Genomic DNA, 25,046 nt, shown 5'->3' with positions numbered 1-25,046 from the left:
CTGCTTGCGTTTGGGTCCTCCCAAAACTCAGCACCTACTGAGTCGCCGGCCGATACTGCAACGCTTCGGCCAGATGCTCGCGATTGATATCCGCGCACGTTTCCAGATCCGCCAGCGTCCGCGCGACCTTGAGCAACCGATGCGCCGAGCGCAGCGACAAGGTCAGCCTTTCACACGCCGTTTCCAGCCAGGTTTCATCGGCTGTGGATAACTTGCAGTGCCTCTTCAGCCCCGGCAAATCGAGAAACGCATTGGCGCAACCCTGGCGCTTTTGCTGGCGTTCGCGGGCCTCGGCGACCAACGCCGCCGCACTGGCACTGTCTTCTCCCGGTTTCACCGCCGGGTTCAACGCTGTGGCCTCTCGCGCAACCGTCAGGTGCAAGTCGATCCGGTCCAGCAACGGCCCCGACAGCTTGTTGCGATAGCGCTGCACCATGTCCGGCGTGCACGAGCACTTGCCGCTTGGTTCGCCAAGATATCCACAGGGACAGGGATTCATCGCCGCCACCAGCTGGAATCTTGCGGGAAACCGCACCCGTTCCTTGGCCCGGGCAATCACGATGCAGCCGGACTCCAGCGGTTCGCGCAGAACCTCCAGCACCTTGCGATCAAACTCGGGCAGTTCATCGAGAAACAGCACGCCGTGATGGGCGAGAGTGATTTCGCCGGGTTGCGGTTTTGAGCTGCCGCCGACCAGTGCCGGCCCGGAGGCGGAGTGATGGGGTTGGCGGAACGGACGCTGCGGCCAATGAGTGAGCGGCGTGCCGCTGGCGACGGACTGAATCGCCGCCACTTCCAGCGCCTCACTCTCGGCCAGCGGTGGCAGCAACCCTGGTAGTCGGCTGGCCAGTAATGTCTTGCCCGTTCCGGGAGGTCCGCTGAACAGCAGGTTATGTGCGCCGGCAGCGGCAATCAGCAGCGCCCGTTTGGCGGCCAGTTGACCCTGTACTTCGTTCAGGTCGGGATAGGGTTTGGCGGCATGGATCAGCCCGTCCGATACATAGGGTTCGACCGGTGTATGCCCGTTGAAATGCGCCACTGCCTCCAGCAGATGATCCACCGCGATCACCCTCAGTCCCGACGCCAGACATGCCTCCTCGGCATTCGCCCTCGGCACCACCAGCGTCCGCCCGGCCTTGCGCGCCGCCAGCGCCGCCGGCAACACCCCGCGCACCGCCCGCACTGCGCCGGATAACGCCAGTTCGCCAAGGCATTCCACATCATCGAGCGTCAACGTCGGCACCTGAACACTCGCCGACAGAATCCCCAGCGCAATCGCCAGATCGAAACGCCCGCCATCCTTGGGCAAATCCGCCGGGGCCAGATTCAGGGTGATCCGCCGCGCCGGAAACTGCAGCCCGGAATTGATGATCGCACTGCGCACCCGGTCCTTGCTCTCTTTCACCGCCGCTTCGGGCAGGCCGACCATGGTCAGCGAGGGCAAGCCGTTGGCGAGGTGAACTTCGACGGTGACGGCGGGGGCATCCACGCCAATCTGGGCGCGACTGTGGACGATGGCGAGGGACATGGTCGCTCCTTGAGTTGAATCGGGGGCCGCTTCCTGCGGTTTTTTAAGGGTAGTCGGGGAGAGGGGAGTTGAAGGGACAGTTGCCTGGGCAAAGCTTCACTGGATGTTGCTGAAATAGAAATGACTAATCTTCAGGCGAAAAAAAACCGCCTTGAGGAGACGGTTTTTAGTTGCAGGCTTCGGTGAGGCCAAGGCCTGCGCATCCTTAGTGGACACACTCACGTTCGCTGAGGGTATGCAGGTTTGCTCAGTGGCACAAGCATCAACGAAACTCTTCCAGCCAGTTGCGGACTGGAATGAGGCCTCACTCAGCCGGCGGCGTCAACTTCGCTTCCATCTCCGCCACCTTCGTCTCAAGGCTCTCAAGCCGGGCGCGAGTGCGCGCCAGTACCACCATCTGACTATCGAATTCTTCCCGGCTCACCAGGTCCAGTTTGCTGAAGGCGCTTTGCAGCAGCATCTTGAACTGGCTTTCGATTTCGGCTTTCGGCAATGGCGTGTCGCCGCTGAACAGGCGGGAGGCGGTGCCGCTCAGGGCGTCGAGGAAGTCTTTGGGCGCGAGCATGGGATATGTCCTGGAAACAATGGCCGGCAGTGTATCACGCGGTGTCTATAGTCATTCGCGCGGGCCGGGATGCACGCTTTTCGCGCAAAAGGACGAACGGCTGCGCACCGTTGTTGTGCGTATCCCGTGTGCCATTTCGGTGATGGCATCGGCGGCCGCGGCCAAGGGATTGAAATCAGGGGATTTTGGCGAGATGGCAAGCTTTCTGCTTAGTCGGTAGTGACCCATGCACTGATGCAGTCGCTGTGACGAATGCAGTGCGCCGGACGGGACGGGGAGTTTCGTCGGGAGCGGTTAGCTGGCGTCAGTCGGGCGGGTAGGGCCGACGATGCGTTACAAAGCCAGGCACTGCGCTTAGACTTGAGTCGGGTTTGTTTTCCTGGGGCAAGTCCATCAATTCGGGAGAGAGTTTCATGAAGCTAGTCACTGCCATCATCAAGCCGTTCAAGCTGGACGACGTGCGCGAGTCGCTGTCCGAAATCGGCGTGCAGGGCATTACCGTAACTGAAGTCAAAGGCTTCGGCCGGCAGAAGGGTCACACCGAGCTGTATCGCGGCGCGGAGTATGTGGTCGATTTTCTGCCCAAGGTGAAAATCGACGTTGCCATCGACGACAAGGATCTGGATCGGGTTATCGAGGCGATAACCAAGGCTGCCAACACCGGCAAGATCGGTGACGGCAAGATCTTCGTGGTCAATCTGGAACAGGCGATTCGCATCCGTACCGGCGAAACCGATACCGACGCGATCTAAGCGCCGCCACAAACCCAACGCCCCAGGAGAAAACAATATGACTCTGCGTAAATTCGCAGGGCTAGGCGCCCTGTTGTCCATCGTAATGCCCGGCCTGGCTTTGGCGGCAGATCCGGTGGCGCCTCCAGTCCTCAATTCCGGCGATACCGCCTGGATGCTGACCTCGACGGCCCTCGTGCTGTTCATGACCATTCCGGGCCTCGCGCTGTTCTACGGCGGCATGGTGCGGTCAAAAAACATTCTTTCCGTGATGATGCAGTGCTTCGCCATTACCGGCCTGGTCACCATCCTGTGGTTCATTTATGGCTACAGCATGGCGTTCGACACCACCGGGATGGAAGCCAACGTCGTCAACTTCAACTCCTTCGTCGGCAGCTTCGGCAAGGCGTTCCTGGCGGGCGTCACCCCGGCCAGCATTACCGGCCCCACGGCGCTGTTCCCTGAAGCGGTATTCGTCACTTACCAGATGACCTTCGCCATCATCACCCCGGCGCTGATCGTCGGTGCCTTCGCCGAGCGTATGAAGTTCTCCGCGATGCTGGTGTTCATGGGCGTCTGGTTCACCCTGGTTTACGCGCCGATTGCACACATGGTCTGGAGCGGTCCGGGTTCGCTGTTGGGTGACTGGGGCGTGCTCGACTTCGCCGGCGGCACCGTGGTGCACATCAACGCCGGTATTGCCGGTCTGGTGGCGTGCCTGGTACTGGGCAAGCGCAAAGGCTTCCCGACCACCCCGATGGCGCCGCACAACCTCGGTTACACCCTGATGGGCGCGGCGATGCTGTGGGTCGGCTGGTTCGGTTTCAACGCCGGCTCCGCAGCTGCGGCCAACGGCACTGCCGGCATGGCAATGCTGGTCACTCAGATCGCAACCGCCGCTGCTGCACTGGGCTGGATGTTCGCCGAGTGGATCACCCACGGCAAACCAAGTGCGCTGGGTATCGCTTCGGGCGTGGTTGCCGGTCTGGTGGCGATCACTCCGGCGGCCGGCACCGTGGGCCCGATGGGCTCGCTGATCATCGGTCTGGCCGCTGGCGTGGTGTGCTTCTTCTGCGCCACCAGCCTGAAACGCAAACTCGGTTATGACGACTCCCTGGACGCCTTCGGTGTGCACGGTATCGGCGGTATCCTCGGCGCAATCCTTACCGGTGTGTTCGCTGCTCCAGCGCTGGGTGGTTTCGGTACCGTTACCGACATTGCTTCCCAAGTGTGGATTCAGTGCAAAGGCGTCGGCTTCACGGTGATCTACACCGCGATCGTCACCTTTATCATCCTCAAGGTGCTGGATGCGGTAATGGGTCTGCGCGCTACCGAGGAAGAAGAATCGGTAGGCCTGGACCTGGCACAACACAACGAGCGCGGCTACAACCTGTAAGAACGCGCCTCAAAAAAACTTGCCCGGTTCGCCGGGCATTTTTTTGTCCGGAATTTGTCATCCCTGATGTGGCTGAATGGATTTTTCGTACTGCTTTGGTCGTGTTTACGACGGGTGTTTTTCTACGGCCAATGGCTTACATCATTGAAGGAATATTAGGGCCTTTGTTTTTTTTCAGAGCGCGCTAGAATGCGCCCCGAACGTGCGGAGAACTGTATGTGGCAACAGACTCTGATAACCCTGCGGGCACGGCCCCGGGGCTTTCATCTGGTAACGGAAGAGTTGCTCGCCGGACTGCCCGAACTCAAGGCATGCCGGGTCGGTCTGTTGCATTTGTGGCTACAGCATACCTCGGCGTCGTTGACCATCAACGAGAACGCCGATCCGGCGGTACGTCGCGACTTCGAACGATTTTTCAATCGTCTGATCCCACAAGGAACAGACGGCTATGAGCATAACGACGAAGGCCTGGACGACCTCCCGGCGCACTTCAAGGCCAGCGTGCTGGGCTGCCAGATCAGTTTGCCGGTAACGGCGGGTCGACTGGCACTGGGCACCTGGCAAGGCGTTTACCTGGGCGAGCATCGCGATCATGGCGGTGCCCGTAAAGTCCTCGCCACCTTGCACGGTGAAGGGGCATAAACCGTTGGTCACCAATGGTTACCGATTTTTTTACGGCGACTTTCGACAGTCGCCAAAGCTGGTCTATAACTAATCTGCTTTTCGCAAGTCATGAGGTAGAACATGAGCGACGATGATCTGGAAAACGACGACCTCGAAGTAGGCGACGAAGACGAGGCCGAAGACGGTCTGGAAGCGGCAGCGGAAGACGTTGCTGAAGACGATGGCGGTGACGATACGCCGGCCCCGGCTGCCAAAGGCAAGGCCAAGGCTGCGGTGTCGGTCGACGAGTTGCCGAGCATCGAAGCCAAGAACAAGGAGCGCGATGCCCTGGCCAAGGCCATGGAAGAGTTCCTTGCCCGTGGCGGCAAAGTGCAGGAAGTGGAGGCCAACGTGGTCGCCGATCCGCCCAAGAAGCCGGACAACAAGTACGGCAGCCGCCCTATCTGAAGCGTGCCGCCTGCTTGCTGAAAAAGCCCGCCGTCGCTGCGGGCTTTTTCATGGGCGAAAGAAATCTAGCCGCGGCTGTTCCAGCGAGCGAGCACGGCGGGCAGATCGTTCAGGCTGCGAATCTCGGCATCCGGCAAACGCTCCGCTTCCCAGACCTTGCCCGCCGGGTTGAACCAGATCGCACGCAAGCCCGCCTGCTGCGCTCCGGCAATGTCATCCCCCGGATGATCGCCGATATGCACCGCCGCCTCGGCACTCACGCCGCCGCGCTGCAGGGCTTCATGGAACAGTCGCGCATCCGGCTTGGCGATGCCGATGTCTTCGGCGCACAGCGCAAACTTGAAGTAATCCGCCAGCCCGAGGCGACGCACATCGGCGTTGCCGTTGGTGACCACGCCTAGGGCGTAATGTTTGGCCAGGGTTTCCAGGATCGGCTCGACTTCCGGGAACACCTCGATCTGATGCCGGGCATGCAGAAACACTTCAAAACTCTTGTCCGCCAGCTCCGACGCTTCGCCGTGGGCATATCCGGACTCTTCCAAAGCATGGAACAGCACTCGCCGGCGCAGCGCGCTGATGCGGTGCTTGAGCCCCGGCTCGCTGCTCAGCACGCGCTCGCGGATCGACCACAGATGTTCCACCGGCACCGCGCCAAGCTTCGGTGCATGGTCGCTCAGCCACTGGCGCAAAACCGCTTCGGCGCTGACGATCACCGGGGCGGTGTCCCACAGGGTGTCGTCGAGGTCGAAGGTGATCAACTGGATGCTCATGAATCGTCGCCTTTCATGCGTTTGGCCCGTGGGTGGGCGCTGTCGTAGACCGCCGCCAGATGCTGGAAGTCCAGGTGGGTATAGATCTGGGTGGTCTTGATATCCGAGTGGCCGAGCAGTTCCTGCACCGCGCGCAGGTCCTGGGAGGACTCCAGCAAATGGCTGGCGAAAGAGTGCCGCAGCATGTGCGGATGCAGGTTCTGCCCCAGTTCGCGTTCGCCGGCCAGTTTGACCCGCACCTGAATCGCTCGCGGGCCCAGGCGCCGGCCTTGCTGGCTGACGAACACCGCGTCGTCCGCCGGGTTGGTCAATGCGCGCAGCGGGAGCCACTGCTCCAGCGCTTCCCGGGCCTTTTTGCCGACGGGCAACAGGCGCGTCTTGCTGCCTTTGCCGAGCACCTGAACCATGCCGTCGGCGAGGTCGAGCTGATCGAGATTGAGCCCGGTCAGTTCCGACAGGCGCAGGCCTGAGGAATAGAACAACTCCAGAATTGCCTGATCGCGTCGGGCCAGAAAATCGTCCTCGACCGCGCCTTCAAGCAATTGCAGCGCCCGGTCGGTATCAAGGGTTTTCGGCAGGCGGCGTTCGCCCTTGGGCGGTGTCAGGCCGGTGGCCGGGTCGTGATCGCAGAGGCCTTCGCGATTCAGATAATGATAGAGCCCGCGCACTGCCGAGAGCAGGCGTGCAAGGCTGCGCGAGGACTGGCCCTGGGCGTGCAGGCGGGCGATCAGGCTGCGCAGGCGCTGGATGTCCAGGGCCTGCCAGCTGCCGACGTTCTGTTTGTTGCACCAGCCGAGGACTTTATCGAGGTCGCGGCGATAGGCCGACAGCGTATGCGGCGACACCTGCCGCTCACTGCGCAGGTGTTCGCAGTAAGCGTCCAGTTGCCGTTCCATGCTCAGCGTACCGAGCGCAGGGAGCTGTTGACCCGTGGCAGCACGCGGCCCATGACTTCGGCGATGTAGCTGAGGAACAGCGTGCCGACCGAACTCTTGTAGTGCTGCGGATCGCGGCTGGCGATGGCCAGGATCCCGTGAATGCCCTGGTGGCTGACGGCGACCACGGCGGTGGAACCGATCTGCTTGCGTTGCTCTTCGCCGAACAGGAAGTCCAGTTCGTGTTCACGCAGGCTGCCGCTGACGCTCTTGCCTTCGGTGAGCAGGCCGCCGATGGCGGTCTGCGCGTCGGCGTGGGTCACCCAGCGGCCGACCGGCGCCGGGTTGTCGCCGAGCAGGATCAGGCTGACGAAGGGCACCTGGAAATCCTGTCGCAGGCTGTCTTCGACGCTGATCACCACGTCTTCCAGAGTCGCAGCGTCCATCAGGGCGAGGATCAGGCGACGGGTCTTGTCGAACAGGCGATCGTTGTCCCGGGCCACGTCCATCAAGTGCGAGAGGCGGTGACGCATCTCGATGTTGCGGTCGCGCAGGATGGACATCTGGCGCTCGACCAGCGACACGGTGTCACCGCGACGATGAGGGATGCGCAGGGACGGCAGCAGCTCTTCGTGCTCGACGAAGAAGTCCGGATGAGCCTCCAGGTACGCGGCAACCGCTGCCGCCTCCAGGCTCTCGGACGCTGTTTCACCGGACTGTCGGGCGGGTACCTGAGGCTTATCGGTCATGGCTTCTGCTCACTCAAAGACGGACTTGTCCTTCGTATACACGCACTGCCGGACCGGTCATCAGCACCGGTTGGCCGGGGCCTGCCCATTCGATGGACAGGCGCCCGCCCGGCAGGTCGATCAATAGCGGCGAATCCATCCACCCCTGGCTGATCGCAGCTACAGCAGCAGCGCAGGCGCCGGTGCCGCAGGCCTGGGTTTCCCCGGCACCGCGTTCCCAGACGCGCAATTGTGCGCGGTTACGGTCAATGACCTGGAGGAAACCGACATTGACCCGCGCCGGAAAGCGCGGATGGTGTTCGATCTTCGGCCCCAGCTCATGCACCGGTGCGGTGTTGATGTCCTGCACGCGCAGTACCGCGTGGGGGTTGCCCATCGATACTGCCGCCAGTTCCACCGATGTACCGTCGACGTCGACCTGATAGCTCAGGGCCTGCTCGTTCGCCTGGAACGGAATGTCCGCCGGCACCTGGCGCGGGGCGCCCATGTTCACGCCGATCTGGCCGTCGTTACGCACGTCCAGCTCGATGATGCCGCCCTTGGTCTCGACGCGGATCTGCCGCTTGGCGGTCAGGCGCTTGTCGAGCACGAAGCGGGCGAAGCAGCGCGCACCGTTACCGCACTGTTCGACTTCGGAGCCGTCGGAGTTGAAGATCCGGTAACGGAAATCCACGTCCGGATTGCTCGGCGCCTCGACGATCAGCAACTGGTCGAAACCGATGCCGGTGTGCCGGTCACCCCACATTTTTGCGTGCTTGGGCTGAATGTGCGCGTGCTGGCTGACCAGGTCGAGGACCATGAAGTCGTTGCCCAGGCCGTGCATCTTGGTAAAACGCAGCAGCATGGGGTTACTCCGGCAGCAGGCTTTCGCCGGCGAACAGCTCGGCCACGGTCTCGCGGCGGCGCACTTCAAATACCTGATCGCCATCTACCAGCACTTCGGCGGCGCGGCCGCGAGTGTTGTAGTTGGAGCTCATCACAAAACCATAGGCACCGGCCGAATGCACGGCCAGCAGGTCGCCTTCTTCCAGCGCCAGTTCGCGATCCTTGGCGAGGAAGTCACCGGTTTCGCAGATCGGGCCGACCACGTCGTACTTGCGTGCGGAAGTGTCGCGCGGTTTGACCGCGGTGACGTCCATCCACGCCTGGTACAGGGCCGGGCGGATCAAGTCGTTCATCGCTGCATCGACGATGGCGAAGTCTTTGTGCTCGGTGTGCTTGAGGTACTCGACCTGGGTCAGCAGCACGCCGGCATTGGCGACGATGAAGCGGCCCGGTTCGAACACCAGCGCCAGGTCACGACCGACCAGACGTTCGCGCACAGCCTTGATGTAGTCGGCAGCCAGCGGCGGCTCTTCATCGCGGTAGCGCACACCCAGGCCACCACCGAGATCGATGTGGCGCAGGTGGATGCCGCAATCGCCCAGGCGGTCCACCAGATCGAGCAGGCGATCGAGCGCATCGAGGAACGGTGGCAGGGTGGTCAGTTGCGAACCGATGTGGCAATCCACGCCGACCACTTCCAGGTTCGGCAGGTGCGCGGCACGCACGTACACGTCTTCGGCGTCGGCGATGGCGATGCCGAACTTGTTCTCTTTGAGACCGGTGGAAATGTACGGGTGGGTACCGGCATCGACGTCCGGGTTCACGCGCAGGGAAATAGGTGCACGAACGCCCAGCTCGGCGGCGACCACTTGCAGGCGCTCCAGCTCGTCGGTGGATTCGACGTTGAAGCAATGCACGCCGACTTCCAGTGCACGACGCATGTCGTCACGGGTCTTGCCGACGCCGGAGAACACGATCTTGTCAGGGCTGCCGCCGGCGGCCAGGACACGTTCCAGCTCGCCACGGGACACGATGTCAAAACCGGCGCCGATGCGGGCCAGGACATTCAATACACCGAGGTTGGAGTTGGCCTTGACCGCGTAGCACACCAGGTGCGGCATGCCGGCCAGCGCATCGGCGTAGGCCAGGTACTGGGCCTCGATGTGGGCGCGGGAGTAGACGTAGGTCGGTGTGCCGAAGCGGTCGGCGATGGCGGACAGCGCCACACCTTCCGCGAACAGCTCCCCGCCACGGTAGTTAAAAGCGTCCATGGCGATCCCTTATTGGTAAACGTCGTGCTTGTGTGCTTTGGACGGCTGCTTTTGCGAAGACTGGGCTTGTGCAGCCGGATCCTGATCTTCATCGGGCAGGTACAGCGGGCCTTTCTGACCGCAGGCCGAAATCAAGCAGGCAAAAGCGACGAGCGAAGCGAGCGCAGCAATGGAAGAGATCAGGCGCTTCATGGCGAAATCCTTGAATATGCGTTAATTGCGCCGGAGTATACCGGCCACCCGGCAGCTTGCCTATGCGACGGAACTCCCGTCCGGCGGGGCTCGGGCTGCGGCGCGGAAAACTTTCCTGCATGGCGGGTGCATATTTCGTCGCCGGGCAGGGCGCTTGGTCGTTATCCTTTGCAATCGGCTGGCAGCGTCCGTATCTTGCGGCGCTTGAGCCTGATCAGACATTTTTTGAGGTTGCCGCAATGAGTTTGTCCGAAGCCCGTTTCCATGATCTGGTCGATGCCACCCAGCAAGCGCTGGAGGACATCTTTGACGAAAGTGGCCTGGATCTGGACATGGAGAACTCGGCCGGTGTGCTGACTATCAAGTTCGACAACGGCAGTCAGTTGATCTTCAGCCGTCAGGAGCCTCTGCGTCAGTTGTGGCTGGCTGACCGTTCCGGTGGTTTCCATTTCGACTATGACGAGCAGGCCGGCAAGTGGGTCTGCGAGAAAACCGAAGAGTTGCTGGGCGAAATGCTGGAGCGCATCGTCTGGGAGCGCGCCGGCGAAAAACTCGATTTCGACGAAATCTGAGATGACGACCGCGCCACGCCCTGCCAAGCCGCTCTACAGCAACGTCAGCCCGGCCGTGCCTTCGCCGTGCACCGGCGTCTGTCGACTGGATGAGCAGAAGGTCTGTCTCGGCTGCATGCGCCATGTCGAAGACATCCGTGAATGGCGTTCGGCCGATGACGAGCGCCGCCGGGTAATCTGCGCGCAGGCGATGCAACGCCGGCAGCTCGCCGGAGCGTAGCTTGTATATTTTTTGAGCTGTGATAGTGTCCGGAAACGCCTCAACCCATCGAGGCCTGGTGAAAACCCCGTCTTTTTTGGCGGGGTTTTGCTTTTTTTGTGTGCAGAAGAAAGGAGTCTGCCCGGATCATGACCGCACCTTCCATCACCCTTACCCGTCTGGACGTGCAACGTCTGGAACGCCTGATCGACAGCCTGGATGACTCGCTGCCGGGCGTGATCGCGCTGCAAACCGAGCTGGACCGCGCCGATACCCTGGTCGGCCACGATGAAGTGCCCGCCGATGTCGTGACGATGAATTCCCGTGTGCACTGTCGCGAAGAAGGCAGTGGCAAGGACTACCACCTGACGCTGGTCTATCCGAAGCACGCCAACGCCGACGAAGGCAAAATCTCGATCCTGGCCCCGGTCGGCAGTGCGCTGCTGGGCTTGAAGGTTGGCCAGCACATCGACTGGCCGGCACCGGGCGGCAAGACCCTGAAGCTGACCTTGCTGGAAGTCGAATCGCAGCCGGCCAACGGCGGCGATTTTCCGGAGTAGCCCCGCCTCAGACCTGCTCGAGCGCCTCGTTCAGAGAGCGTTCCAGGTCGGCCTTGTAACGCAGATACAGATTGCTCGAACTCTGCCCGTCACCGATCACGCCCGACAGGTCCAGGTCGGTGATGTAGCAGCGGTAGCGCTCGGTTTCCCGGCGCTGCCCGACGATTTCCCGGGCGACCACGCTGAACAGCTGGTCGCCATGTTCCAGTTCGCAGAACTCCCGCTGATTGCAATACAACGTGACCTGCACCTCCCCCGGTGCGGCTTTGCCGATGATCGCCTGCACGTCGTAGAACGGTTTGTTGGCTGGCGTCTGCGGCGCCGGGCGCATTTCGACCCGTCGTGCGCGTCCCGGCCCTGACGGCAATAACTGGTAATACAAGATTTCAAGGCTGGCGGCATGGTTTGAATCCATGGGCAACAGTGCTTCGCGCCGGAACTGGATCGATTGCAGGAAGCGCTGCAACGGCACCAACAGACTTTGCTCGTCGTGATAGGGCAAATGTTGTTGCCACAGTGCGTTGAATTCGTCGAGCACGTACAGCTCGGCCGTTTGCTCGGTGATCCGGTAAAACACCTGAATGCATGCGGGCTGGCCCATCGGCAGGATCAGCGCGAGGTCGTGGTCTTCCAGCGCCATCGGGTCCAGGTGCAGCGGGCTGTAGCGCGGTTGCTCCTCGCCGAGGTAATCGAGCAGTGCCGGCAGGGTGGCGAGGGCGACATGGCTGACCTGGCCCGGCACCAGTTCCAGCACGTGATAGTGCTGCTGCACCTGAATCAGGTAGCGGTGATTCAAGTCGCTGAGCAGCAGGTTCTGCGCGGTATCGACGATCTCTTCCACCCGGCGGGCGATGAATTGCGCGCGGTTGTGGCAGAAGCAACGCACTCGCAGCGAGGGCTGTTGCGGTCCGCGCGGCAGGTTGTTGAGGTAATCGCGCAGGCAGTCGAGCAGCGCATGCGGGCCGTCGAAGCGGTTGACCAGCACTTCGTTCCAGCTGTTGAGCGTGACCTGATCGAGGGTCAGGACCAGGTTCTCGCGCACGCCGGCATAGCTCAGGGAGTCCGTGCGTTCGGTGGTCATCAGGATGTTCAGGTCGCGGTGATGCTTGAGCGGATCGACGCCGACATTCACCAGAATCAGCACTTCGCTCGGCACACTGGCGCGCAGCAGCGGTTCTTCGGCAACGGTCGGCAAGGGCAGGGCGATGCTCTGTTGCAGGCTGCCGAGCAAATTGAACAGCTCGAACTCGCTCATGTCGCTGGTGCCGGGATGCAAGGCCAGTCGGGTGCTGCTGTCGATCACGCCGTTGCGATGACACCAGGTCAGCAGTTCCAGCAACTGGCGGCTGCGCTTGATCGGCGCGAAGTGCTCCCACTCCAGCGCCGTCAGGCTGCCGTTGTACAGGCCCCACTGGGTTTGCCCGGGTTCCTTTTTATTCGGTGACTGCACCAGGGTCAGGGTGTCTTCGGCCAGATCCGGGGCGATGCCCGGGTTGATGAACTCGACCTTGTCGGCCTTGCGTTCGAACGCGGCGTACAGGCGTCGGCCGAGAACGTTGAGATCGCGTTTGTTGATCAGGCTGACAGTCTGCTCGGTGCGGGCGAACTGGGTCAGGAAGCGATAGCTGTAATTCAGCTCGTTGACCAGAGCCCGGCGTTCGGCACTGACCTGGCGGACTTTCCATTGGCTGCGGCTGTCGAGCAGCGCCAGTTGCCGCTGGTCCCAGTGCCATTCGCTGGCCAGCCGTTCCAGCAATGAGCGCTGCCAGCTCTCGGTGCGGCTGTTGCCGGTGAGCTTGCGGTTGATCTTGAGGTACAGCGCACGGCGTACCAGTTCCAGTCGTTCCGGTTCGTTGCGCGCGGTGAGGTATTCCTCGATCCGGCGGTAAACCACCATGTATGGATCCAGCTCGTCGAGGTCGAGTCGATTGGCAAACACCGCCTGCTTGAAGCGCAGGCTCAGGCACTGCACCTGCGGATGTTCGCTGGCATAGACCTCGATCAGCAGCAGCTTGAGTACCGACTTGTAAGGTGACTCGATGCCCTTGAACAACTGCCACAGCCCGGCACCCACGAACTCGCCCGGCGGAATGTGCGCCAGTGGGCCGAGGTCGAGTGTTTCATCGTTGCGGATGAAACGCTTGGAGATCAGGGTGTGGGTGTACTGGTCGTATGCGCGCTCTTCGTAGACCGGCACCAGCCACCAGATCGGCGTACGCCCGGCCAGCCAGATCGCCGTGCGGTAGAACTCGTCCAGCAGCAGATAGTGCTGGGTGGTGCCGCAATCTTCGGAACTGAGCTGGGTATCACGCTCGCCTTTGACGAAACGCACCGGGTCGATCAGGAAGAAATGCGCCTCGGCCCCCTGGCTCGCGGCCCAGGCTTCGAGCAACTGGCATTTTTTGCGCAGTTCGGCGAGTTCGCTGTCGCTCAGGTCGGGAGCGTGGCAGACCCACACGTCCATGTCGCTCTGGTCGGCCTGGGCCAGGGTGCCGAGGCTGCCCATCAGGAACAGGCCGTGAATCGGTCGCGGCGGGTTGCTGCCGTGGCGCGGCTTGTAGGAAAACGAGCGCGTCAGGCGCTGGGCTTCGGCGAGGGCGTCGGCGTCCGGTTCGTAATTCGACAACCCGGCCGGCGTGCTGCCCGAGACATAACCGGGCAGCAGCGGATGATTGACGTGGAAAAACAGCGGCAACAGGGTCAGCACGCTTTGCTGGCGCGTCGACAGGCCTTCGAGGGCCCGGTTCAGGCGCCCTTCGTTGAGTTTGAGAAAGCGTGCGCGCAGCTGGCTGAGTACCTTGCGGTCGATTCCCTCGTCCAGGTCGGGGCGGATTTCATGGGTGCGGGTCATGTCGACTCAAACCGGCTCGCAGGGCTCGGAGGCAGAGGGTCACGGAATGCGAGGGAGTTTAGCGCCTGTGCAGCGCGAGCATTAAGCTGAATTTGTTTTTTGACGTCAGATTTCCACCGCTTGACGGTGGCGTGCGGCCGGGCTGGCCCGCGGAAATCCCGTGGCGGAGGTTTCCGTGGGCAAAGTCGGGAGGATCAGGCGGTTTGTTGCTCTTTCAGAATCGTCAGTACGGTCTGCACGTTTTGTGCGGCATCGCGACCGAGACTGGTCAGGTAACCGCCATCAGGCTGGTCTGTCAGTTCTTTTTCAAAGAGGCGTTGGGCAGCAGCAATGTGCTTCGGGGCAGCGGTCTGATGAATTTTCAGACCTTCCTGGGAACTGTCCAGGTTGAAGAGTGCGAGGACTTCCAGTTCGGCAACCAACTCAGGGGTAAGCGACATAAGGACTCCAGACTTTCTAGGAATTGGACGACAGCGCCCCTAAGGTGAACCTGCCGGCGCGGCCTGTCCAGTGTGCGTCGGGGTTTTTGTCTCGGGGGTGGATTCCAGTGTAGTCAGGGGCCGGGAGAAGGCCGCAGAGATGGGTGACAAATTGTGTGGGAGCAGAGCTGCTCCCACATCGGGTTGCCCGGTTAAGCCTTTTCCGGTGGCAGCTCGGGCAATGCGCGAAGGGCCGCTTCGTACCATTCGGTATTGAACGCGCGGTCGTCATCGAGCATGGCGTCGATTTCGTAAGCCAGCACGTGGGCCATCAGGTTCAGGATGTCTTCTCGCTCGTAACCGACCAGGGTCAGTTTGTTGAACGTGGCCTTGGCTGCGGGCGGGTTGTCGCTTTCGATCTGGTTTTCGATGGCTTCGATCAAAGTGCTCTCGGTGAACTCTTCTTCGTCGTTATCGATGTCTGTCGGCTCGCTCATGGCAGGCTCCTCAAGGAAAGGCGCCAGTTTACCCGCATTCAGCGACGTGATGCTGCTGGCGGGATTCCCCGGAGCGATCTATAAACAGGCACTGCCCACCCCGCACGGCCTGGAGGCTATGTGATGTTCAAGCTCTACGGATTCTCAGTCAGCAACTACTACAACATGGTCAAACTGGCGCTGCTGGAAAAGGGCCTGCCGTTCGAGGAAGTCACCTTCTACCCGACGCCAACGCCGGAATCTCTGGCCATCAGCCCGCGCGGCAAGGTGCCGATACTGGGGGCCGAAGGCGGTTACATCAATGAAACGATGGTGATGCTCGAATACCTCGAAAGCACCCGGACGGGTGTTCCGCTGCTGCCGGCCGAGCCGTTCGCGCGCGCTCAGGTGCTGGCGGTGGCCAAGGAGATCGAGCTGTACATCGAGCTGCCGGCCCGTGCCTGTTACGGCGAAGCGTTTTTCGGCGCGGCGCTGCCGGAGGCGATCAAGGAGAAGACCAAGTCTGAATTGCTGCTGGGTTTTGCGGCGCTGGGTCGTCACGGCAAGTTCGCCCCGTATGTGGCGGGCGACAGTCTGAGCATCGCTGACCTGTACTTCCTCTACAGCGTGCCGCTGGCGGCTGCGGTGGGGCACAAGCTGTTTGGTCTGGATCTGCTGGCGGACATGCCGCAGGCCAAGGCGTTGCTGGAGCGGCTTGAACAGAATCCGCATGTGCAGAAGATTGCAGCAGACAAGGAAGCGGCGATGCCGACGTTTTTGGCGATGATCGCAGCCAAAAAATAGAAATTTGTTCTGAAGCGAGTTCGCGGGCAAGTCGATGATTCGACTTGCCCGCGATGCTTTTAGCGGCTGGCGATCAACGCCTGTCCGCGAGCCACGGCAGCCTTGACCTGCGCCGGCGCAGTACCGCCGATGTGGTCACGGGCATTCACCGAGCCTTCCAGGGTCAGTACGGCAAACACGTCCTGCTCGATCTGGTCGCTGAACTGACGCAGTTCTTCCAGGCTCATTTCCGCCAGATCCTTGCCGGTATCGACGCCGTACTTCACGGCGTGGCCGACGATTTCGTGGCAGTCACGGAATGGCAGGCCACGGCGAACCAGGTAGTCGGCGAGGTCAGTGGCGGTGGAGAAACCGCGCAGCGCCGCTTCACGCATGATCGCGTGTTTCGGTTTGATCGCCGGGATCATGTCGGCAAAGGCACGCAGCGAGTCGCGCAGGGTGTCGGCGGCGTCGAACAGCGGTTCCTTGTCTTCCTGGTTGTCTTTGTTGTAGGCCAGCGGCTGGCCTTTCATCAGGGTCAGCAGGCCCATCAGGGCGCCGAACACACGGCCGGTCTTGCCGCGTACCAGCTCCGGCACGTCGGGATTTTTCTTTTGCGGCATGATCGAGCTGCCGGTGCAGAAGCGGTCCGGCAGATCGATGAACTGGAACTGCGCGCTGGTCCACAGCACCAGCTCTTCGGAGAAGCGCGACAGGTGCATCATCGCGATGCTCGCGGCCGAGCAGAATTCGATGGCGAAGTCGCGATCGGACACGTTGTCCAGCGAGTTGCCGCCAACAGCGTCGAAGCCCAGCAGTTGTGCGGTGTATTCGCGGTCGATCGGGTAGGTGGTGCCGGCCAGCGCGGCGCTGCCCAGCGGCATGCGGTTGGTGCGCTTGCGGCAGTCGACCAGGCGCTCGTAGTCGCGGCTGAGCATTTCGAACCAGGCCAGCATGTGGTGACCGAAGGTCACAGGCTGTGCGGTCTGCAGGTGGGTGAAGCCCGGCATGATGCTGGCGGCCTCGCGCTCGGCCTGCTCCAGCAGGCCTTTTTGCAGGCGGGTGATCTCGGCCAGGATCAGGTCGATCTCGTCGCGCAGCCACAGACGGATGTCGGTGGCGACCTGGTCGTTGCGGCTGCGGCCGGTGTGCAGCTTCTTGCCGGTGATGCCGATGCGGTCGGTCAGGCGTGCCTCGATGTTCATGTGCACGTCTTCGAGGTCCACGCGCCAGTCGAACTGGCCGGCCTCGATTTCGCCCTGGATGGTCTTCAGGCCATCGATGATGCTGTCGCGCTCGGCATCCGTCAGCACGCCGACCTTGGCCAGCATGGTGGCGTGGGCGATCGAGCCCATGATGTCGTGGCGATACAGGCGCTGGTCGAAAGTGACGGAGGCGGTGAAGCGGGCGACGAAGGCGTCGACGGGTTCACTGAAGCGGCCGCCCCAGGACTGATTGGTCTTGTCAGTGCTCATGAATTCGCTCGTATCGGCTTGAAGAAAGAAGGCGTGAAACGCTGGCGCGGATAATAACAGGGTTGCCAATCCTGTCGCTGACACTGGTCGATACGTTTTTTTCTCATCTCTGCGTTCATAGTCGCCGCCGGTTCCGGGGGATTTGCGCAAGGATATTTTCCGATTGAGCAATATCGGCCCGGCGAGCGTCTACAGTAGGACTAAGGGTCGGCGTGACTGTGGATCGTGCAAAGGTCTGGCCGCCGACTATAAGAAGAGAGGGGTGGGTGTTTTGACCATCGGCATACCCTGCGTAAAACGCAGACAGACGCGAGCTTCGAGTGGTGCGTCCCGGGTGTCGGCAAATATTGCCGGCCGACGTACGGCACTTTTTGGCGCTCGCGCTAGTCTTAGCGTGGATCGCGGTGACGGACGTCACTCCACTTGTCTACGCTATCCTTGTGCGAGACTCACGCAGGAATCCAGCGCAATATGAATGTCCTGATCGTTGATGACGAACCACTGGCCCGCGAGCGCCTCGCCCGAATGGTGAGCGAGCTCGAGGGCTACACAGTCCTGGAGCCCAGCGCCACCAATGGCGAAGAGGCGTTGGCACTGATCGACAGCCACAAGCCGGATATCGTGCTGCTCGATATCCGCATGCCGGGCCTCGACGGCCTGCAAGTGGCTGCCCGGCTGTGCGAACGCGAAACCCCGCCCGCCGTGGTGTTCTGCTCCGGTATCGATGAATTTCCCTTGGAGGCCCTGCAGGCCAGCGCCGTGGGCCATGTGGTGAAACCCGTGAGAACCGAACATCTGCAGGAAGCCCTGAAAAGGGCCGAACGTCCGAATCGGGCTCAGCTATCGGCCCTGACCCGTCCCGCCGCCGAAAGTGGCAATGGCCCGCGCAGTCATATCAGCGCCCGCACCCGCAAAGGCATCGAACTGATCCCGCTGGATCAGGTGGTGTATTTCATTGCCGATCACAAATACGTGACCCTGCGTCATGAGGCCGGTGAAGTGTTGCTGGACGAGCCACTCAAGGCGCTGGAAGACGAGTTCGGCGAGCGCTTCGTGCGGATCCACCGCAATGCGCTGGTCGCCCGCGACCGCATCGAACGCCTGCAACGCACCCCGCTGGGCCACTTCCAGTTGTTCCTCAAGGGCCTGAACGGTGACGCGCTGATCGTCAGCCGCCGCCATGTGGCGGGCGTACGCAAAATGATGCAAGGGCTTTAGCCCGAGGGCGTCGGGCGGTTTTCCATTCTCTTCACCAGGCAATGCCGGCCAGGGAGGCCACGCCGTTTCTGATTCAGGTCAAAGTGGATTTGGCTGAGCTGTTATTATCCGCCGTATCTATTCAGTACGGATTGATCCATGTCCTCTCGCGAAATCCGCATCGCCACCCGCAAAAGTGCACTGGCCCTCTGGCAGGCCGAATACGTCAAAGCCCGTCTGGAAGCAGCCCACCCGGGATTGCTGGTGACGCTGGTGCCCATGGTCAGTCGCGGCGACAAGCTGCTTGATTCGCCGTTATCGAAAATCGGTGGCAAGGGCCTGTTCGTCAAGGAACTGGAAACCGCGTTGCTGGAGAACGAAGCCGATATCGCCGTCCATTCGATGAAAGACGTGCCGATGGACTTCCCCGAAGGCCTCGGCCTGTTCTGCATCTGCGAGCGTGAAGACCCGCGCGACGCGTTTGTCTCCAATACTTTTTCCAGCCTTGATGCGTTGCCGGCCGGCAGCGTCGTCGGTACCTCCAGCCTGCGCCGTCAGGCGCAGTTGCTGACCCGTCGTCCCGACCTGGAAATCCGCTTCCTGCGCGGTAACGTCAACACCCGTCTGGCCAAGCTCGATGCCGGCGAGTACGACGCGATCATCCTCGCGGCGGCCGGTCTGATTCGCCTCGGCTTCGAAGATCGCATCACTTCTGCCATCAGCGTCGACGACAGCCTGCCGGCCGGTGGCCAGGGTGCCGTCGGTATCGAATGCCGCAGCGCCGATGCTGAAATCCACGCCTTGCTCGCGCCTCTGCATCACGCCGATACGGCTGACCGTGTGAGCGCCGAGCGTGCCCTCAACAAACACTTGAATGGCGGTTGCCAGGTGCCGATCGCCTGCTACGCCGTGCTCGAAGGCGAGCAATTGTGGCTGCGTGGCCTGGTTGGCGAGCCGAGCGGCGGCAAGCTGTTGAGTGCCGAAGCCCGGGCGCCGCGCACTGAAGCTGAAGCGCTGGGTGTGCAGGTCGCTGAAGATTTGCTTCGCCAGGGTGCCGACGACATTCTCAAGGCTGTCTACGGCGAGGCAGGTCACGAGTGACGACCTGGCGCCTGCTGCTGACGCGCCCCGCTGACGATTGCGAGGCGCTGGCCGAGGTGCTGGCCGGGCAGGGGATTTTCAGCAGTTGTCTGCCGCTTTTGGCAATCGCGCCGCTGCCGGTCTCTGACACAATGCGCCAGACGTTCGCCGGGTTGTCGCGCTACAGCGCGGTGATCGTGGTCAGTAAACCGGCGGCACGCATCGCTGTGCAAATGATCGATGCCGTGCCGGCCATGCCCTGGTTCAGCGTTGGCGCAGCGACGGCACAGATTCTTCGGGATCGGGGTCTCGATGCGCATTGCCCGGACGAAGGCGATGACAGCGAAGCCTTGCTGCAATTGCCGCGTCTGCTCGAGGCTGTTGCACAGCCCGGCGCACAGGTGTTGATCCTGCGCGGAGAGGGCGGTCGTGAGCTGCTGGCCGAGCGCCTGCGCGCGCTTGGTGCTAGTGTCGAGTATCTGGAACTGTACCGCCGTGACCTGCCGGACTATCCGCCGCGAGAACTTCCTCGACGGATTGAGGCGGAACGCCTGAACGGGCTGGTGGTCAGCAGTGGACAGGGTTTTGAGCACCTGCGCCAATTGGCCGGCGATACGTGGCCGGTGCTTGCGCAGATGCCGTTGTTTGTTCCAAGCCCAAGGGTCGCCGAGCAGGCACGTGCCGCCGGGGCCCGAACAGTTGTGGATTGTCGCGGCGCCAGTGCCGCGGCCTTGCTGACGGCGTTACGGGAGCATCCCGTGCCCGTTCTCTAATGCAAAGGATGGATACGTGAGCGAAACAGCCTTGCCTAAAGATGACGTTCAACCTGTGATCGATGCACCGGTTGATGCACCGCCACCGGCCGCTGAACCGCGCCGAGGCAACGGATTGGCCATTGTCGCGCTGCTGCTCGGCGCCGCCGGTGTTGCGGTGGGTGGCTGGGGTGTCTGGCAGGTGCGACACCTGCAAGCCAGCACGCAGGAGCAATTGAGTCAGGTGCAGGCGTTGAATGATCAGGCCCAGAACCTGAAACTCAACGAGCAGCGTCTGACCGAACGTCTCGGACAACTGCCGGGCGCCGACGAGCTCGCCGAGCGCCAGCGTCTGGTCACACAACTGCAGGGCGATCAGCAGCGCCTCAATCAGCGTCTGGAAACCGTCCTCGGGGCCAGCCGCAAGGACTGGCGTCTGGCCGAGGCCGAACATCTATTGCGTCTGGCCAGCTTGCGTCTTTCGGCCCTGCAAGACATCAGCAGCGCTCAGGCACTGGTGCAGGGTGCCGACGATATTCTGAAGGAGCAAAACGATCCGGGTTCGTTTGCCGCGCGTGAGCAAGTGGCGAAAACCCTGGTGGCGTTGCGCAGTACCGAGCAACCCGATCGTACTGGTCTGTTCCTGAAGCTGGGCGCCCTGCGCGATCAGGTCATCGGGCTCACCGAGTTGGCGCCGGAATACAAGGATCGCGGCGATTCGCTGCTGGGCCTGACCTCCGACGGCGACGGTGCCAGTCGCTGGTCGCAATGGTGGGATCAGATCTCGCGCTACATCCGCATCGATTTCAATGCCGATAAAAACGTGCGGCCTCTGCTTGCAGGGCAGAGCCTGAGCCAGGTACGCCTGGCCCTGAGTCTCTCTCTGGAACAGGCGCAATGGGCGGCGCTCAACGGTCAGGCAGCGGTCTATACCCAGGCACTGACTGAGGCGCGGGACGTGCTCAAGGGTAATTTCAACCCGGACAACCCGCAGAGCAAAATCATGCTTGAGCAAGTGGCGGAGCTGAGCAAGCAGCCGGTCACGGTTGTTACTCCGGATCTGGCAGGCACCCTCAGCGCCGTGCAGGCCTATCTTGAGCGCCGTAACGTCAACGCTGAGGACTCGGTGAAACCCTTCGCCAAACCTGCCGCCACCGCGCAGGAGGCCACACCATGAAGCGTCTTTACGTCATCGTGTTTCTGGTGATCGCTGCGACGGCGGCTCTTGGTCTGGCGATTGCCGAGCATTCCGGTTACGTATTGGTGGCCTACAAAAGCTTCCGCTATGAGTCGAGCCTGTGGGCGACGTTGGCGCTGGTGGCGGTGCTCTGGCTGCTGATCTGGGGCATCAAGGCGCTGGTTGAACTGGTGCTGACTTCCGGTGGTGTGGTCAATCCATGGTCGCGCCGCAACCGCAGTCGTCGTGTGCAAGTGGCGATCGAACACGGTCAACTGGATCTGGCCGAAGGTCGCTGGGCCAGCGCCCAGCGTCACCTTTATCGGGCTGCCGAGGCCGAGCGCCAACCGTTGCTGTATTACCTCGGCGCCGCCCGTGCTGCCAACGAGCAAGGCAATTACGAGGAAAGTGATCGTCTGCTGGAGCGCGCGCTCGAACGTCAGCCTCAGGCTGAACTGGCGATCGCCTTGAGCCACGCGCAACTGCAAACCGATCGTGGCGATACCGAAGGTGCGCTGGTGACCTTGCAGGCCATGCGCGAGCGTCATCCGCACAACGTCCAGACCCTGCGTCAGTTGCAGCGTCTGCATCAGCAGCGCGGTGACTGGTCCGCGGTAATTCGCATGCTGCCCGAGCTGCGCAAGGACAAAGTCCTGCCGCCTGCCGAACTGGCCGAGCTGGAACGTCGCGCCTGGGGAGAGAATCTGTCGCTGGCGGCGCATCGCGAAGAAGATGGCGCGGTCGGTCTGCAATCGCTCAACCGTGCCTGGCAGCAACTGACCTCGTCACAGCGCCAGGAGTCGCCGCTGGTACTGGCCTACGCCGAACAACTGCGTCAACTCGGTGCTCAGGTCGAGGCGGAAGAAGTGTTGCGCAACGCCCTCAAGCGTAAGTACGACAGCCACCTGGCGCGCCTCTATGGCCTGGTGCGCGGTAGTGATCCGACGCGTCAATTGCAGGTGGCCGAGGGCTGGCTCAAGGATCATCCCTCCGACCCGAGCCTGTTGCTGACGCTCGGCCGCCTGTGCCTGCAAGCCAGTCTGTGGGGCAAGGCGAGGGACTATCTGGAAAGCAGCCTGCGCACGCAGCGCAATCCGGAAGCCTGTGCGGAGCTGGCTCGATTGCTGGCCCGGCTGGGTGATACCGAGCGCAGCAACCAGCTGTTCCAGGAAGGTCTGGGATTGTTGGACGAGCGCCTGCTGGCCGCGCCTTTACCGGTGCAGGCTCACGCCTGAATGGACGAGGGGGTGCGCTCCCTCGCCCATATCCTTGACTGAATAGTTACCGCTATTTCACTTCTGAGGCAAAGTCCTACAGAGGCCTACATTCTTTCCTCTCGCGTCTGTCGGGATTTCCCTACATCTCTGGTGAAGTGTCGCCAGTGACCTGCCTTGAAAGGCCGAGGCCCTTTCCTCTACCGTAACTGCCTGTCTTTACTGTTACGGATAACCCATGTCGTTGACCTGCTCACGCTCCCTGTTTTTTATGGCTTTCACGGCGGGAACACTGGCGCTGGGAGCTTCCTATTACCTCGAGTACGTGGTGGGTCTCGTGCCGTGCAGCCTGTGCCTGGTGCAACGGCTTTTCCTGAGCATTCTCACCACCTGCTGTGGTGTGGCAGCGGTGCATGGGCCAGGGCGCTTCGGCCTTTCGCTCTACTGGTCCGGTGCGCTGGCGGCCAGTCTCGGCGCAACCATGGCTGCATGGCGGCAGGTGCTCCTGCAAAGTGACGCTCTGCATCATCTGGCACAGTGCGCGCCCGGCACCGAGGAATTATTCAGTCACCTGCCGTGGCTTTGCGCCCTGGCGCGGATGTTCACTGACAGCGAGGATTGCTCGCAAATGTCCTGGACGCTGTTCGATCTGAGCGTTCCGGAGTGGAGCCTGCTGTTCTTCGTCGCGATGTCGATCCTTGCGGTTTACCAATTGCTGCGACTGGCCTGGAGCGCTCTGCAGCGACCGCTCAGCGGCGAAGCGTCGCACCGGGGGCTGGTCAGGGATTAAACACTTGTATGAACTTTCTCTCCTGCGTACCTTGAAGCCACAGGCGTGCGGGCATAATCTGGCCCGCACGTGTCATTGGATTTGTGTTGCTCGATGACGCTCTGCCTGAACGCCTCTCAAAGCAACAGCCACAAGAAGGGGCGCAGGCGTAGGGCAGCATGACCCACAAGGGAAGAGAGATCGCCATGCTCGAAAGTTGTCAGAATGCTCAGGAACGTTGGGGTGGAGTTCATCTGCTGATCGACCGCTGGCTCCAGGAGCGTGAGGAACTGATCGCTGCCTACGACAAGCTGGGCGCAGAACCTCAGGCACTGTCCGAAGATCGAAAGCCCTTGCAGGAATTCTGCGGTGTACTGGTCGATTACGTGTCGGCCGGGCATTTCGAAATCTACGAACAGCTGACGGGCGAGGCCAAGGCCTTCAACGACAAGCGTGGCCTGGAACTGGCCGAGACGATCTACCCGCGCATCGATGTCATCACGGAAAAACTGCTGGCCTTCAACGATCTTTGCGATGAAGGCAAATGCGTTGCCGAAAAATTCAAGGAGCTGGGTGGGCTGCTCCACGAGCGCTTCGAACTGGAAGACTGCCTGATCGAAGTGCTGCATACCGCCCACAAGGAAGAGGATCCGGTTCAGGCCTGAACCGGTCCCGCAAGACACAAGAACGGTGCGCCAATAGCGCACCGTTTTTTATTGGGCGATCAACCGGTCGCGCCGCGCAACTCGACTTCGAACACCAGCGGTGTGAACGGCGCGATCAAGTCGCCGGCACCGTCGGCGCCGTAAGCCTGATCCGATGGAATCACCAACCGCCACTTCGCACCCACCGGCATGTTTTGCAACGCGGTGCGCCATCCGGCGATCACGCTGTCGAGATTGAACCACTGCGGCTGAGTGTTCTGGTCGAACACGGTGCCATCCGGCAGTCGACCGATATACAGCACCTGCACCTTTCCGTCGGGGCCGGCCTTCGCACCATTGCCCGGCGCCAGCTCGGTAAGCAGGATGCCGTCGGACAACTCTTTCACCCCAGGCTTGGCTTTTTCGGCGGTGAGAAAGCGTCGCTCGTTTTCCATCGCCGCTTCAGTCGAAGGCATGGCTGCGTGCTCGGCGGTCTGCGATTCGTGATCCGCCAGAATCTGTTCGATCCGCGCTTCGCTCAGGGCGAGCGGCTTGCCTTGATAGGCCTGTTGCAGGCCTTCGATCAATGCCTGGATCTGCAGTTGCGGAACCTCCTGACGCAGCCGTTCACCGAGGCTCGCGCCGAGACTGTAGGCCAGATCATGGGCATCGTTCGCGGTGTTTTTTTCGTCGGCCTGGACCGCCGAAAAGATCATGCAGAGGGATAAAAAAAGGTAGCGCGACATGGGCACTCTCCGTCCTGAATTGCGGTGGATTATGCCAGCGCGAAGCTCTGCAACGGTGAACTGCTTTGAGCAATGTGCAGAAGTTTTTCGCGAGCCTGCAACCGAGTGCATTCGATACTGTCAACATGCCCTAGCGGCGGTAGCAGCAGAGGTCTAGTA

Annotated in this window: 28 protein-coding genes and 1 pseudogene; 16 read left to right on the top strand and 13 right to left on the bottom strand. The window is 61.7% G+C overall.

Annotated elements, in window-relative coordinates:
- Nucleotides 1-34: 34 nt before the first annotated feature.
- Together M5B98_RS07795 and M5B98_RS07790 are read right to left on the bottom strand one after the other, a co-directional pair.
- On the bottom strand, nucleotides 35-1,528 hold the full coding sequence (locus tag M5B98_RS07795; protein WP_248742373.1) for a YifB family Mg chelatase-like AAA ATPase: 1,494 nt from the start codon (nucleotides 1,526-1,528) through the stop codon (nucleotides 35-37).
- A 304-nt stretch (nucleotides 1,529-1,832) separates the two neighbouring features.
- On the bottom strand, nucleotides 1,833-2,093 hold the full coding sequence (locus M5B98_RS07790) for an accessory factor UbiK family protein (protein ID WP_248742372.1): 261 nt from the start codon (nucleotides 2,091-2,093) through the stop codon (nucleotides 1,833-1,835).
- 413 nt (nucleotides 2,094-2,506) lie between these two features.
- Here M5B98_RS07790 and glnK point away from each other — a divergent pair, with 413 nt between their 5' ends.
- The 4 genes from glnK (at nucleotide 2,507) to sutA (ending at nucleotide 5,291) form a co-directional block, all read left to right on the top strand.
- Nucleotides 2,507-2,845: a P-II family nitrogen regulator gene (gene glnK / locus M5B98_RS07785; RefSeq protein WP_002555808.1), complete on the top strand. Its 339-nt coding sequence runs from the start codon at nucleotides 2,507-2,509 to the stop codon at nucleotides 2,843-2,845.
- 37 nt (nucleotides 2,846-2,882) lie between these two features.
- The gene (locus tag M5B98_RS07780; protein WP_119426782.1) at nucleotides 2,883-4,220 is read left to right on the top strand and encodes an ammonium transporter; all 1,338 of its coding nucleotides are present in this window, start codon (nucleotides 2,883-2,885) and stop codon (nucleotides 4,218-4,220) included.
- Between the two features lie 216 nt (nucleotides 4,221-4,436).
- Complete coding sequence (locus tag M5B98_RS07775) at nucleotides 4,437-4,862, top strand: secondary thiamine-phosphate synthase enzyme YjbQ (RefSeq protein WP_085708920.1); 426 nt, start codon at nucleotides 4,437-4,439, stop codon at nucleotides 4,860-4,862.
- A gap of 102 nt (nucleotides 4,863-4,964) precedes the next feature.
- Entirely contained in the window at nucleotides 4,965-5,291 is a 327-nt protein-coding gene (gene sutA, locus M5B98_RS07770; RefSeq protein ID WP_007951900.1) for a transcriptional regulator SutA, read from the top strand.
- A 65-nt stretch (nucleotides 5,292-5,356) separates the two neighbouring features.
- Here sutA and M5B98_RS07765 read toward each other — a convergent pair whose 3' ends face one another.
- The 6 genes from M5B98_RS07765 to lptM are packed head-to-tail and all read right to left on the bottom strand — an operon-like array spanning nucleotide 5,357 to nucleotide 9,973.
- Nucleotides 5,357-6,061, bottom strand: coding sequence for an HAD family hydrolase (locus M5B98_RS07765; protein ID WP_248742371.1), 705 nt, complete (start codon nucleotides 6,059-6,061; stop codon nucleotides 5,357-5,359).
- Nucleotides 6,058-6,957 (bottom strand): tyrosine recombinase XerC, encoded by a 900-nt coding sequence (gene xerC / locus M5B98_RS07760; RefSeq protein WP_114886293.1) that lies wholly within the window; start codon nucleotides 6,955-6,957, stop codon nucleotides 6,058-6,060. The genes M5B98_RS07765 and xerC overlap by 4 nt, the downstream gene beginning before the upstream one ends.
- Nucleotides 6,958-6,959: 2 nt before the next feature.
- On the bottom strand, nucleotides 6,960-7,685 hold the full coding sequence (locus M5B98_RS07755) for a DUF484 family protein (protein ID WP_114886291.1): 726 nt from the start codon (nucleotides 7,683-7,685) through the stop codon (nucleotides 6,960-6,962).
- A 13-nt stretch (nucleotides 7,686-7,698) separates the two neighbouring features.
- On the bottom strand, nucleotides 7,699-8,529 hold the full coding sequence (gene dapF, locus M5B98_RS07750) for a diaminopimelate epimerase (RefSeq protein ID WP_248742370.1): 831 nt from the start codon (nucleotides 8,527-8,529) through the stop codon (nucleotides 7,699-7,701).
- A 4-nt stretch (nucleotides 8,530-8,533) separates the two neighbouring features.
- Nucleotides 8,534-9,781 (bottom strand): diaminopimelate decarboxylase, encoded by a 1,248-nt coding sequence (gene lysA, locus M5B98_RS07745; RefSeq protein ID WP_248742369.1) that lies wholly within the window; start codon nucleotides 9,779-9,781, stop codon nucleotides 8,534-8,536.
- 9 nt (nucleotides 9,782-9,790) lie between these two features.
- Nucleotides 9,791-9,973 carry an LPS translocon maturation chaperone LptM gene (gene lptM / locus M5B98_RS07740; RefSeq protein WP_119426778.1) on the bottom strand — a complete coding sequence of 61 codons (183 nt, stop codon included), beginning with the start codon at nucleotides 9,971-9,973 and terminating at the stop codon, nucleotides 9,791-9,793.
- Between the two features lie 239 nt (nucleotides 9,974-10,212).
- Here lptM and cyaY point away from each other — a divergent pair, with 239 nt between their 5' ends.
- The 3 genes from cyaY to rnk all read left to right on the top strand — a co-directional run bounded on the left by cyaY (nucleotide 10,213) and on the right by rnk (nucleotide 11,304).
- A complete protein-coding gene (gene cyaY, locus M5B98_RS07735; protein WP_114886277.1) occupies nucleotides 10,213-10,545 on the top strand; it encodes an iron donor protein CyaY in 333 nt (110 codons plus the stop codon).
- 1 nt (nucleotide 10,546) lies between these two features.
- Nucleotides 10,547-10,765 carry a DUF1289 domain-containing protein gene (locus M5B98_RS07730; protein ID WP_085708928.1) on the top strand — a complete coding sequence of 73 codons (219 nt, stop codon included), beginning with the start codon at nucleotides 10,547-10,549 and terminating at the stop codon, nucleotides 10,763-10,765.
- A 128-nt stretch (nucleotides 10,766-10,893) separates the two neighbouring features.
- A complete protein-coding gene (gene rnk, locus M5B98_RS07725) occupies nucleotides 10,894-11,304 on the top strand; it encodes a nucleoside diphosphate kinase regulator (protein WP_085708929.1) in 411 nt (136 codons plus the stop codon).
- Between the two features lie 7 nt (nucleotides 11,305-11,311).
- Here rnk and M5B98_RS07720 read toward each other — a convergent pair whose 3' ends face one another.
- From M5B98_RS07720 to M5B98_RS07710, 3 genes are all read right to left on the bottom strand, one after another.
- Nucleotides 11,312-14,155 carry a class I adenylate cyclase gene (locus M5B98_RS07720; RefSeq protein ID WP_248742368.1) on the bottom strand — a complete coding sequence of 948 codons (2,844 nt, stop codon included), beginning with the start codon at nucleotides 14,153-14,155 and terminating at the stop codon, nucleotides 11,312-11,314.
- Nucleotides 14,156-14,349: 194 nt separating this feature from the next.
- Entirely contained in the window at nucleotides 14,350-14,595 is a 246-nt protein-coding gene (locus M5B98_RS07715; protein ID WP_007951883.1) for a TIGR02647 family protein, read from the bottom strand.
- Between the two features lie 191 nt (nucleotides 14,596-14,786).
- The gene (locus M5B98_RS07710; RefSeq protein WP_102620727.1) at nucleotides 14,787-15,071 is read right to left on the bottom strand and encodes a hypothetical protein; all 285 of its coding nucleotides are present in this window, start codon (nucleotides 15,069-15,071) and stop codon (nucleotides 14,787-14,789) included.
- 123 nt (nucleotides 15,072-15,194) lie between these two features.
- On the opposite strand from M5B98_RS07710, the gene M5B98_RS07705 reads away from it, so the two are divergent.
- Complete coding sequence (locus M5B98_RS07705; protein WP_248742367.1) at nucleotides 15,195-15,854, top strand: glutathione S-transferase; 660 nt, start codon at nucleotides 15,195-15,197, stop codon at nucleotides 15,852-15,854.
- 59 nt (nucleotides 15,855-15,913) lie between these two features.
- Here M5B98_RS07705 and argH read toward each other — a convergent pair whose 3' ends face one another.
- Nucleotides 15,914-17,308, bottom strand: coding sequence for an argininosuccinate lyase (argH, locus tag M5B98_RS07700; protein WP_103368168.1), 1,395 nt, complete (start codon nucleotides 17,306-17,308; stop codon nucleotides 15,914-15,916).
- A gap of 343 nt (nucleotides 17,309-17,651) precedes the next feature.
- Here argH and M5B98_RS28780 point away from each other — a divergent pair.
- The 8 genes and pseudogenes from M5B98_RS28780 to rsd all read left to right on the top strand — a co-directional run.
- Nucleotides 17,652-17,783 (top strand): annotated as a pseudogene (locus M5B98_RS28780) (sensor histidine kinase); the annotation flags it as partial.
- The gene (locus tag M5B98_RS07690; protein WP_085708933.1) at nucleotides 17,780-18,526 is read left to right on the top strand and encodes a LytR/AlgR family response regulator transcription factor; all 747 of its coding nucleotides are present in this window, start codon (nucleotides 17,780-17,782) and stop codon (nucleotides 18,524-18,526) included. The pseudogene M5B98_RS28780 and the gene M5B98_RS07690, both read left to right, overlap by 4 nt.
- A 138-nt stretch (nucleotides 18,527-18,664) precedes the next feature.
- The gene (gene hemC / locus M5B98_RS07685) at nucleotides 18,665-19,606 is read left to right on the top strand and encodes a hydroxymethylbilane synthase (protein WP_248742366.1); all 942 of its coding nucleotides are present in this window, start codon (nucleotides 18,665-18,667) and stop codon (nucleotides 19,604-19,606) included.
- Complete coding sequence (locus M5B98_RS07680) at nucleotides 19,603-20,358, top strand: uroporphyrinogen-III synthase (RefSeq protein ID WP_248742365.1); 756 nt, start codon at nucleotides 19,603-19,605, stop codon at nucleotides 20,356-20,358. Before hemC ends, M5B98_RS07680 begins: the two co-directional genes overlap by 4 nt.
- A 16-nt stretch (nucleotides 20,359-20,374) precedes the next feature.
- Nucleotides 20,375-21,514: a uroporphyrinogen-III C-methyltransferase gene (locus M5B98_RS07675; protein WP_119426770.1), complete on the top strand. Its 1,140-nt coding sequence runs from the start codon at nucleotides 20,375-20,377 to the stop codon at nucleotides 21,512-21,514.
- Nucleotides 21,511-22,749 carry a heme biosynthesis protein HemY gene (locus M5B98_RS07670; RefSeq protein WP_248742364.1) on the top strand — a complete coding sequence of 413 codons (1,239 nt, stop codon included), beginning with the start codon at nucleotides 21,511-21,513 and terminating at the stop codon, nucleotides 22,747-22,749. The genes M5B98_RS07675 and M5B98_RS07670 overlap by 4 nt, the downstream gene beginning before the upstream one ends.
- A gap of 217 nt (nucleotides 22,750-22,966) precedes the next feature.
- The gene (locus M5B98_RS07665; protein WP_134828481.1) at nucleotides 22,967-23,518 is read left to right on the top strand and encodes a disulfide bond formation protein B; all 552 of its coding nucleotides are present in this window, start codon (nucleotides 22,967-22,969) and stop codon (nucleotides 23,516-23,518) included.
- Between the two features lie 185 nt (nucleotides 23,519-23,703).
- Entirely contained in the window at nucleotides 23,704-24,162 is a 459-nt protein-coding gene (gene rsd, locus M5B98_RS07660) for a sigma D regulator (RefSeq protein ID WP_085708939.1), read from the top strand.
- 59 nt (nucleotides 24,163-24,221) lie between these two features.
- Here the strand turns inward: rsd and M5B98_RS07655 are convergent, their stop codons facing one another.
- Nucleotides 24,222-24,887, bottom strand: a complete 666-nt coding sequence (locus tag M5B98_RS07655) for an FKBP-type peptidyl-prolyl cis-trans isomerase (RefSeq protein WP_248742363.1) — start codon at nucleotides 24,885-24,887, stop codon at nucleotides 24,222-24,224.
- Between the last annotated feature and the right edge of the window lie 159 nt (nucleotides 24,888-25,046).

Source organism: Pseudomonas sp. MWU12-3088 (assembly GCF_023242405.1).
In the GTDB taxonomy this organism is placed as follows: Bacteria; Pseudomonadota; Gammaproteobacteria; order Pseudomonadales; family Pseudomonadaceae; genus Aquipseudomonas; species Aquipseudomonas kribbensis.
Note: the sequence above shows the minus strand (reverse complement) of the source record. Positions and strands in the feature narration are given on the sequence as shown.

What these genes read in the sequence shown, in the direction of transcription:
- M5B98_RS07715 (WP_007951883.1), bottom strand. Translation starts at nt 14,595, where the DNA reads ATGTCGCTTACCCCTGAGTTGGTTGCCGAACTGGAAGTCCTCGCACTC.
- M5B98_RS07665 (WP_134828481.1), top strand. Translation starts at nt 22,967, where the DNA reads ATGTCGTTGACCTGCTCACGCTCCCTGTTTTTTATGGCTTTCACGGCG.
- M5B98_RS07755 (WP_114886291.1), bottom strand. Translation starts at nt 7,685, where the DNA reads ATGACCGATAAGCCTCAGGTACCCGCCCGACAGTCCGGTGAAACAGCG.
- lptM (WP_119426778.1), bottom strand. Translation starts at nt 9,973, where the DNA reads ATGAAGCGCCTGATCTCTTCCATTGCTGCGCTCGCTTCGCTCGTCGCT.
- dapF (WP_248742370.1), bottom strand. Translation starts at nt 8,529, where the DNA reads ATGCTGCTGCGTTTTACCAAGATGCACGGCCTGGGCAACGACTTCATG.
- M5B98_RS07730 (WP_085708928.1), top strand. Translation starts at nt 10,547, where the DNA reads ATGACGACCGCGCCACGCCCTGCCAAGCCGCTCTACAGCAACGTCAGC.
- M5B98_RS07795 (WP_248742373.1), bottom strand. Translation starts at nt 1,528, where the DNA reads ATGTCCCTCGCCATCGTCCACAGTCGCGCCCAGATTGGCGTGGATGCC.
- hemC (WP_248742366.1), top strand. Translation starts at nt 18,665, where the DNA reads ATGTCCTCTCGCGAAATCCGCATCGCCACCCGCAAAAGTGCACTGGCC.
- M5B98_RS07705 (WP_248742367.1), top strand. Translation starts at nt 15,195, where the DNA reads ATGTTCAAGCTCTACGGATTCTCAGTCAGCAACTACTACAACATGGTC.
- M5B98_RS07670 (WP_248742364.1), top strand. Translation starts at nt 21,511, where the DNA reads ATGAAGCGTCTTTACGTCATCGTGTTTCTGGTGATCGCTGCGACGGCG.
- lysA (WP_248742369.1), bottom strand. Translation starts at nt 9,781, where the DNA reads ATGGACGCTTTTAACTACCGTGGCGGGGAGCTGTTCGCGGAAGGTGTG.
- M5B98_RS07765 (WP_248742371.1), bottom strand. Translation starts at nt 6,061, where the DNA reads ATGAGCATCCAGTTGATCACCTTCGACCTCGACGACACCCTGTGGGAC.
- argH (WP_103368168.1), bottom strand. Translation starts at nt 17,308, where the DNA reads ATGAGCACTGACAAGACCAATCAGTCCTGGGGCGGCCGCTTCAGTGAA.
- xerC (WP_114886293.1), bottom strand. Translation starts at nt 6,957, where the DNA reads ATGGAACGGCAACTGGACGCTTACTGCGAACACCTGCGCAGTGAGCGG.
- M5B98_RS07655 (WP_248742363.1), bottom strand. Translation starts at nt 24,887, where the DNA reads ATGTCGCGCTACCTTTTTTTATCCCTCTGCATGATCTTTTCGGCGGTC.
- M5B98_RS07710 (WP_102620727.1), bottom strand. Translation starts at nt 15,071, where the DNA reads ATGAGCGAGCCGACAGACATCGATAACGACGAAGAAGAGTTCACCGAG.
- M5B98_RS07690 (WP_085708933.1), top strand. Translation starts at nt 17,780, where the DNA reads ATGAATGTCCTGATCGTTGATGACGAACCACTGGCCCGCGAGCGCCTC.
- M5B98_RS07720 (WP_248742368.1), bottom strand. Translation starts at nt 14,155, where the DNA reads ATGACCCGCACCCATGAAATCCGCCCCGACCTGGACGAGGGAATCGAC.
- M5B98_RS07775 (WP_085708920.1), top strand. Translation starts at nt 4,437, where the DNA reads ATGTGGCAACAGACTCTGATAACCCTGCGGGCACGGCCCCGGGGCTTT.
- M5B98_RS07790 (WP_248742372.1), bottom strand. Translation starts at nt 2,093, where the DNA reads ATGCTCGCGCCCAAAGACTTCCTCGACGCCCTGAGCGGCACCGCCTCC.
- M5B98_RS07780 (WP_119426782.1), top strand. Translation starts at nt 2,883, where the DNA reads ATGACTCTGCGTAAATTCGCAGGGCTAGGCGCCCTGTTGTCCATCGTA.
- sutA (WP_007951900.1), top strand. Translation starts at nt 4,965, where the DNA reads ATGAGCGACGATGATCTGGAAAACGACGACCTCGAAGTAGGCGACGAA.
- cyaY (WP_114886277.1), top strand. Translation starts at nt 10,213, where the DNA reads ATGAGTTTGTCCGAAGCCCGTTTCCATGATCTGGTCGATGCCACCCAG.
- rsd (WP_085708939.1), top strand. Translation starts at nt 23,704, where the DNA reads ATGCTCGAAAGTTGTCAGAATGCTCAGGAACGTTGGGGTGGAGTTCAT.
- glnK (WP_002555808.1), top strand. Translation starts at nt 2,507, where the DNA reads ATGAAGCTAGTCACTGCCATCATCAAGCCGTTCAAGCTGGACGACGTG.
- rnk (WP_085708929.1), top strand. Translation starts at nt 10,894, where the DNA reads ATGACCGCACCTTCCATCACCCTTACCCGTCTGGACGTGCAACGTCTG.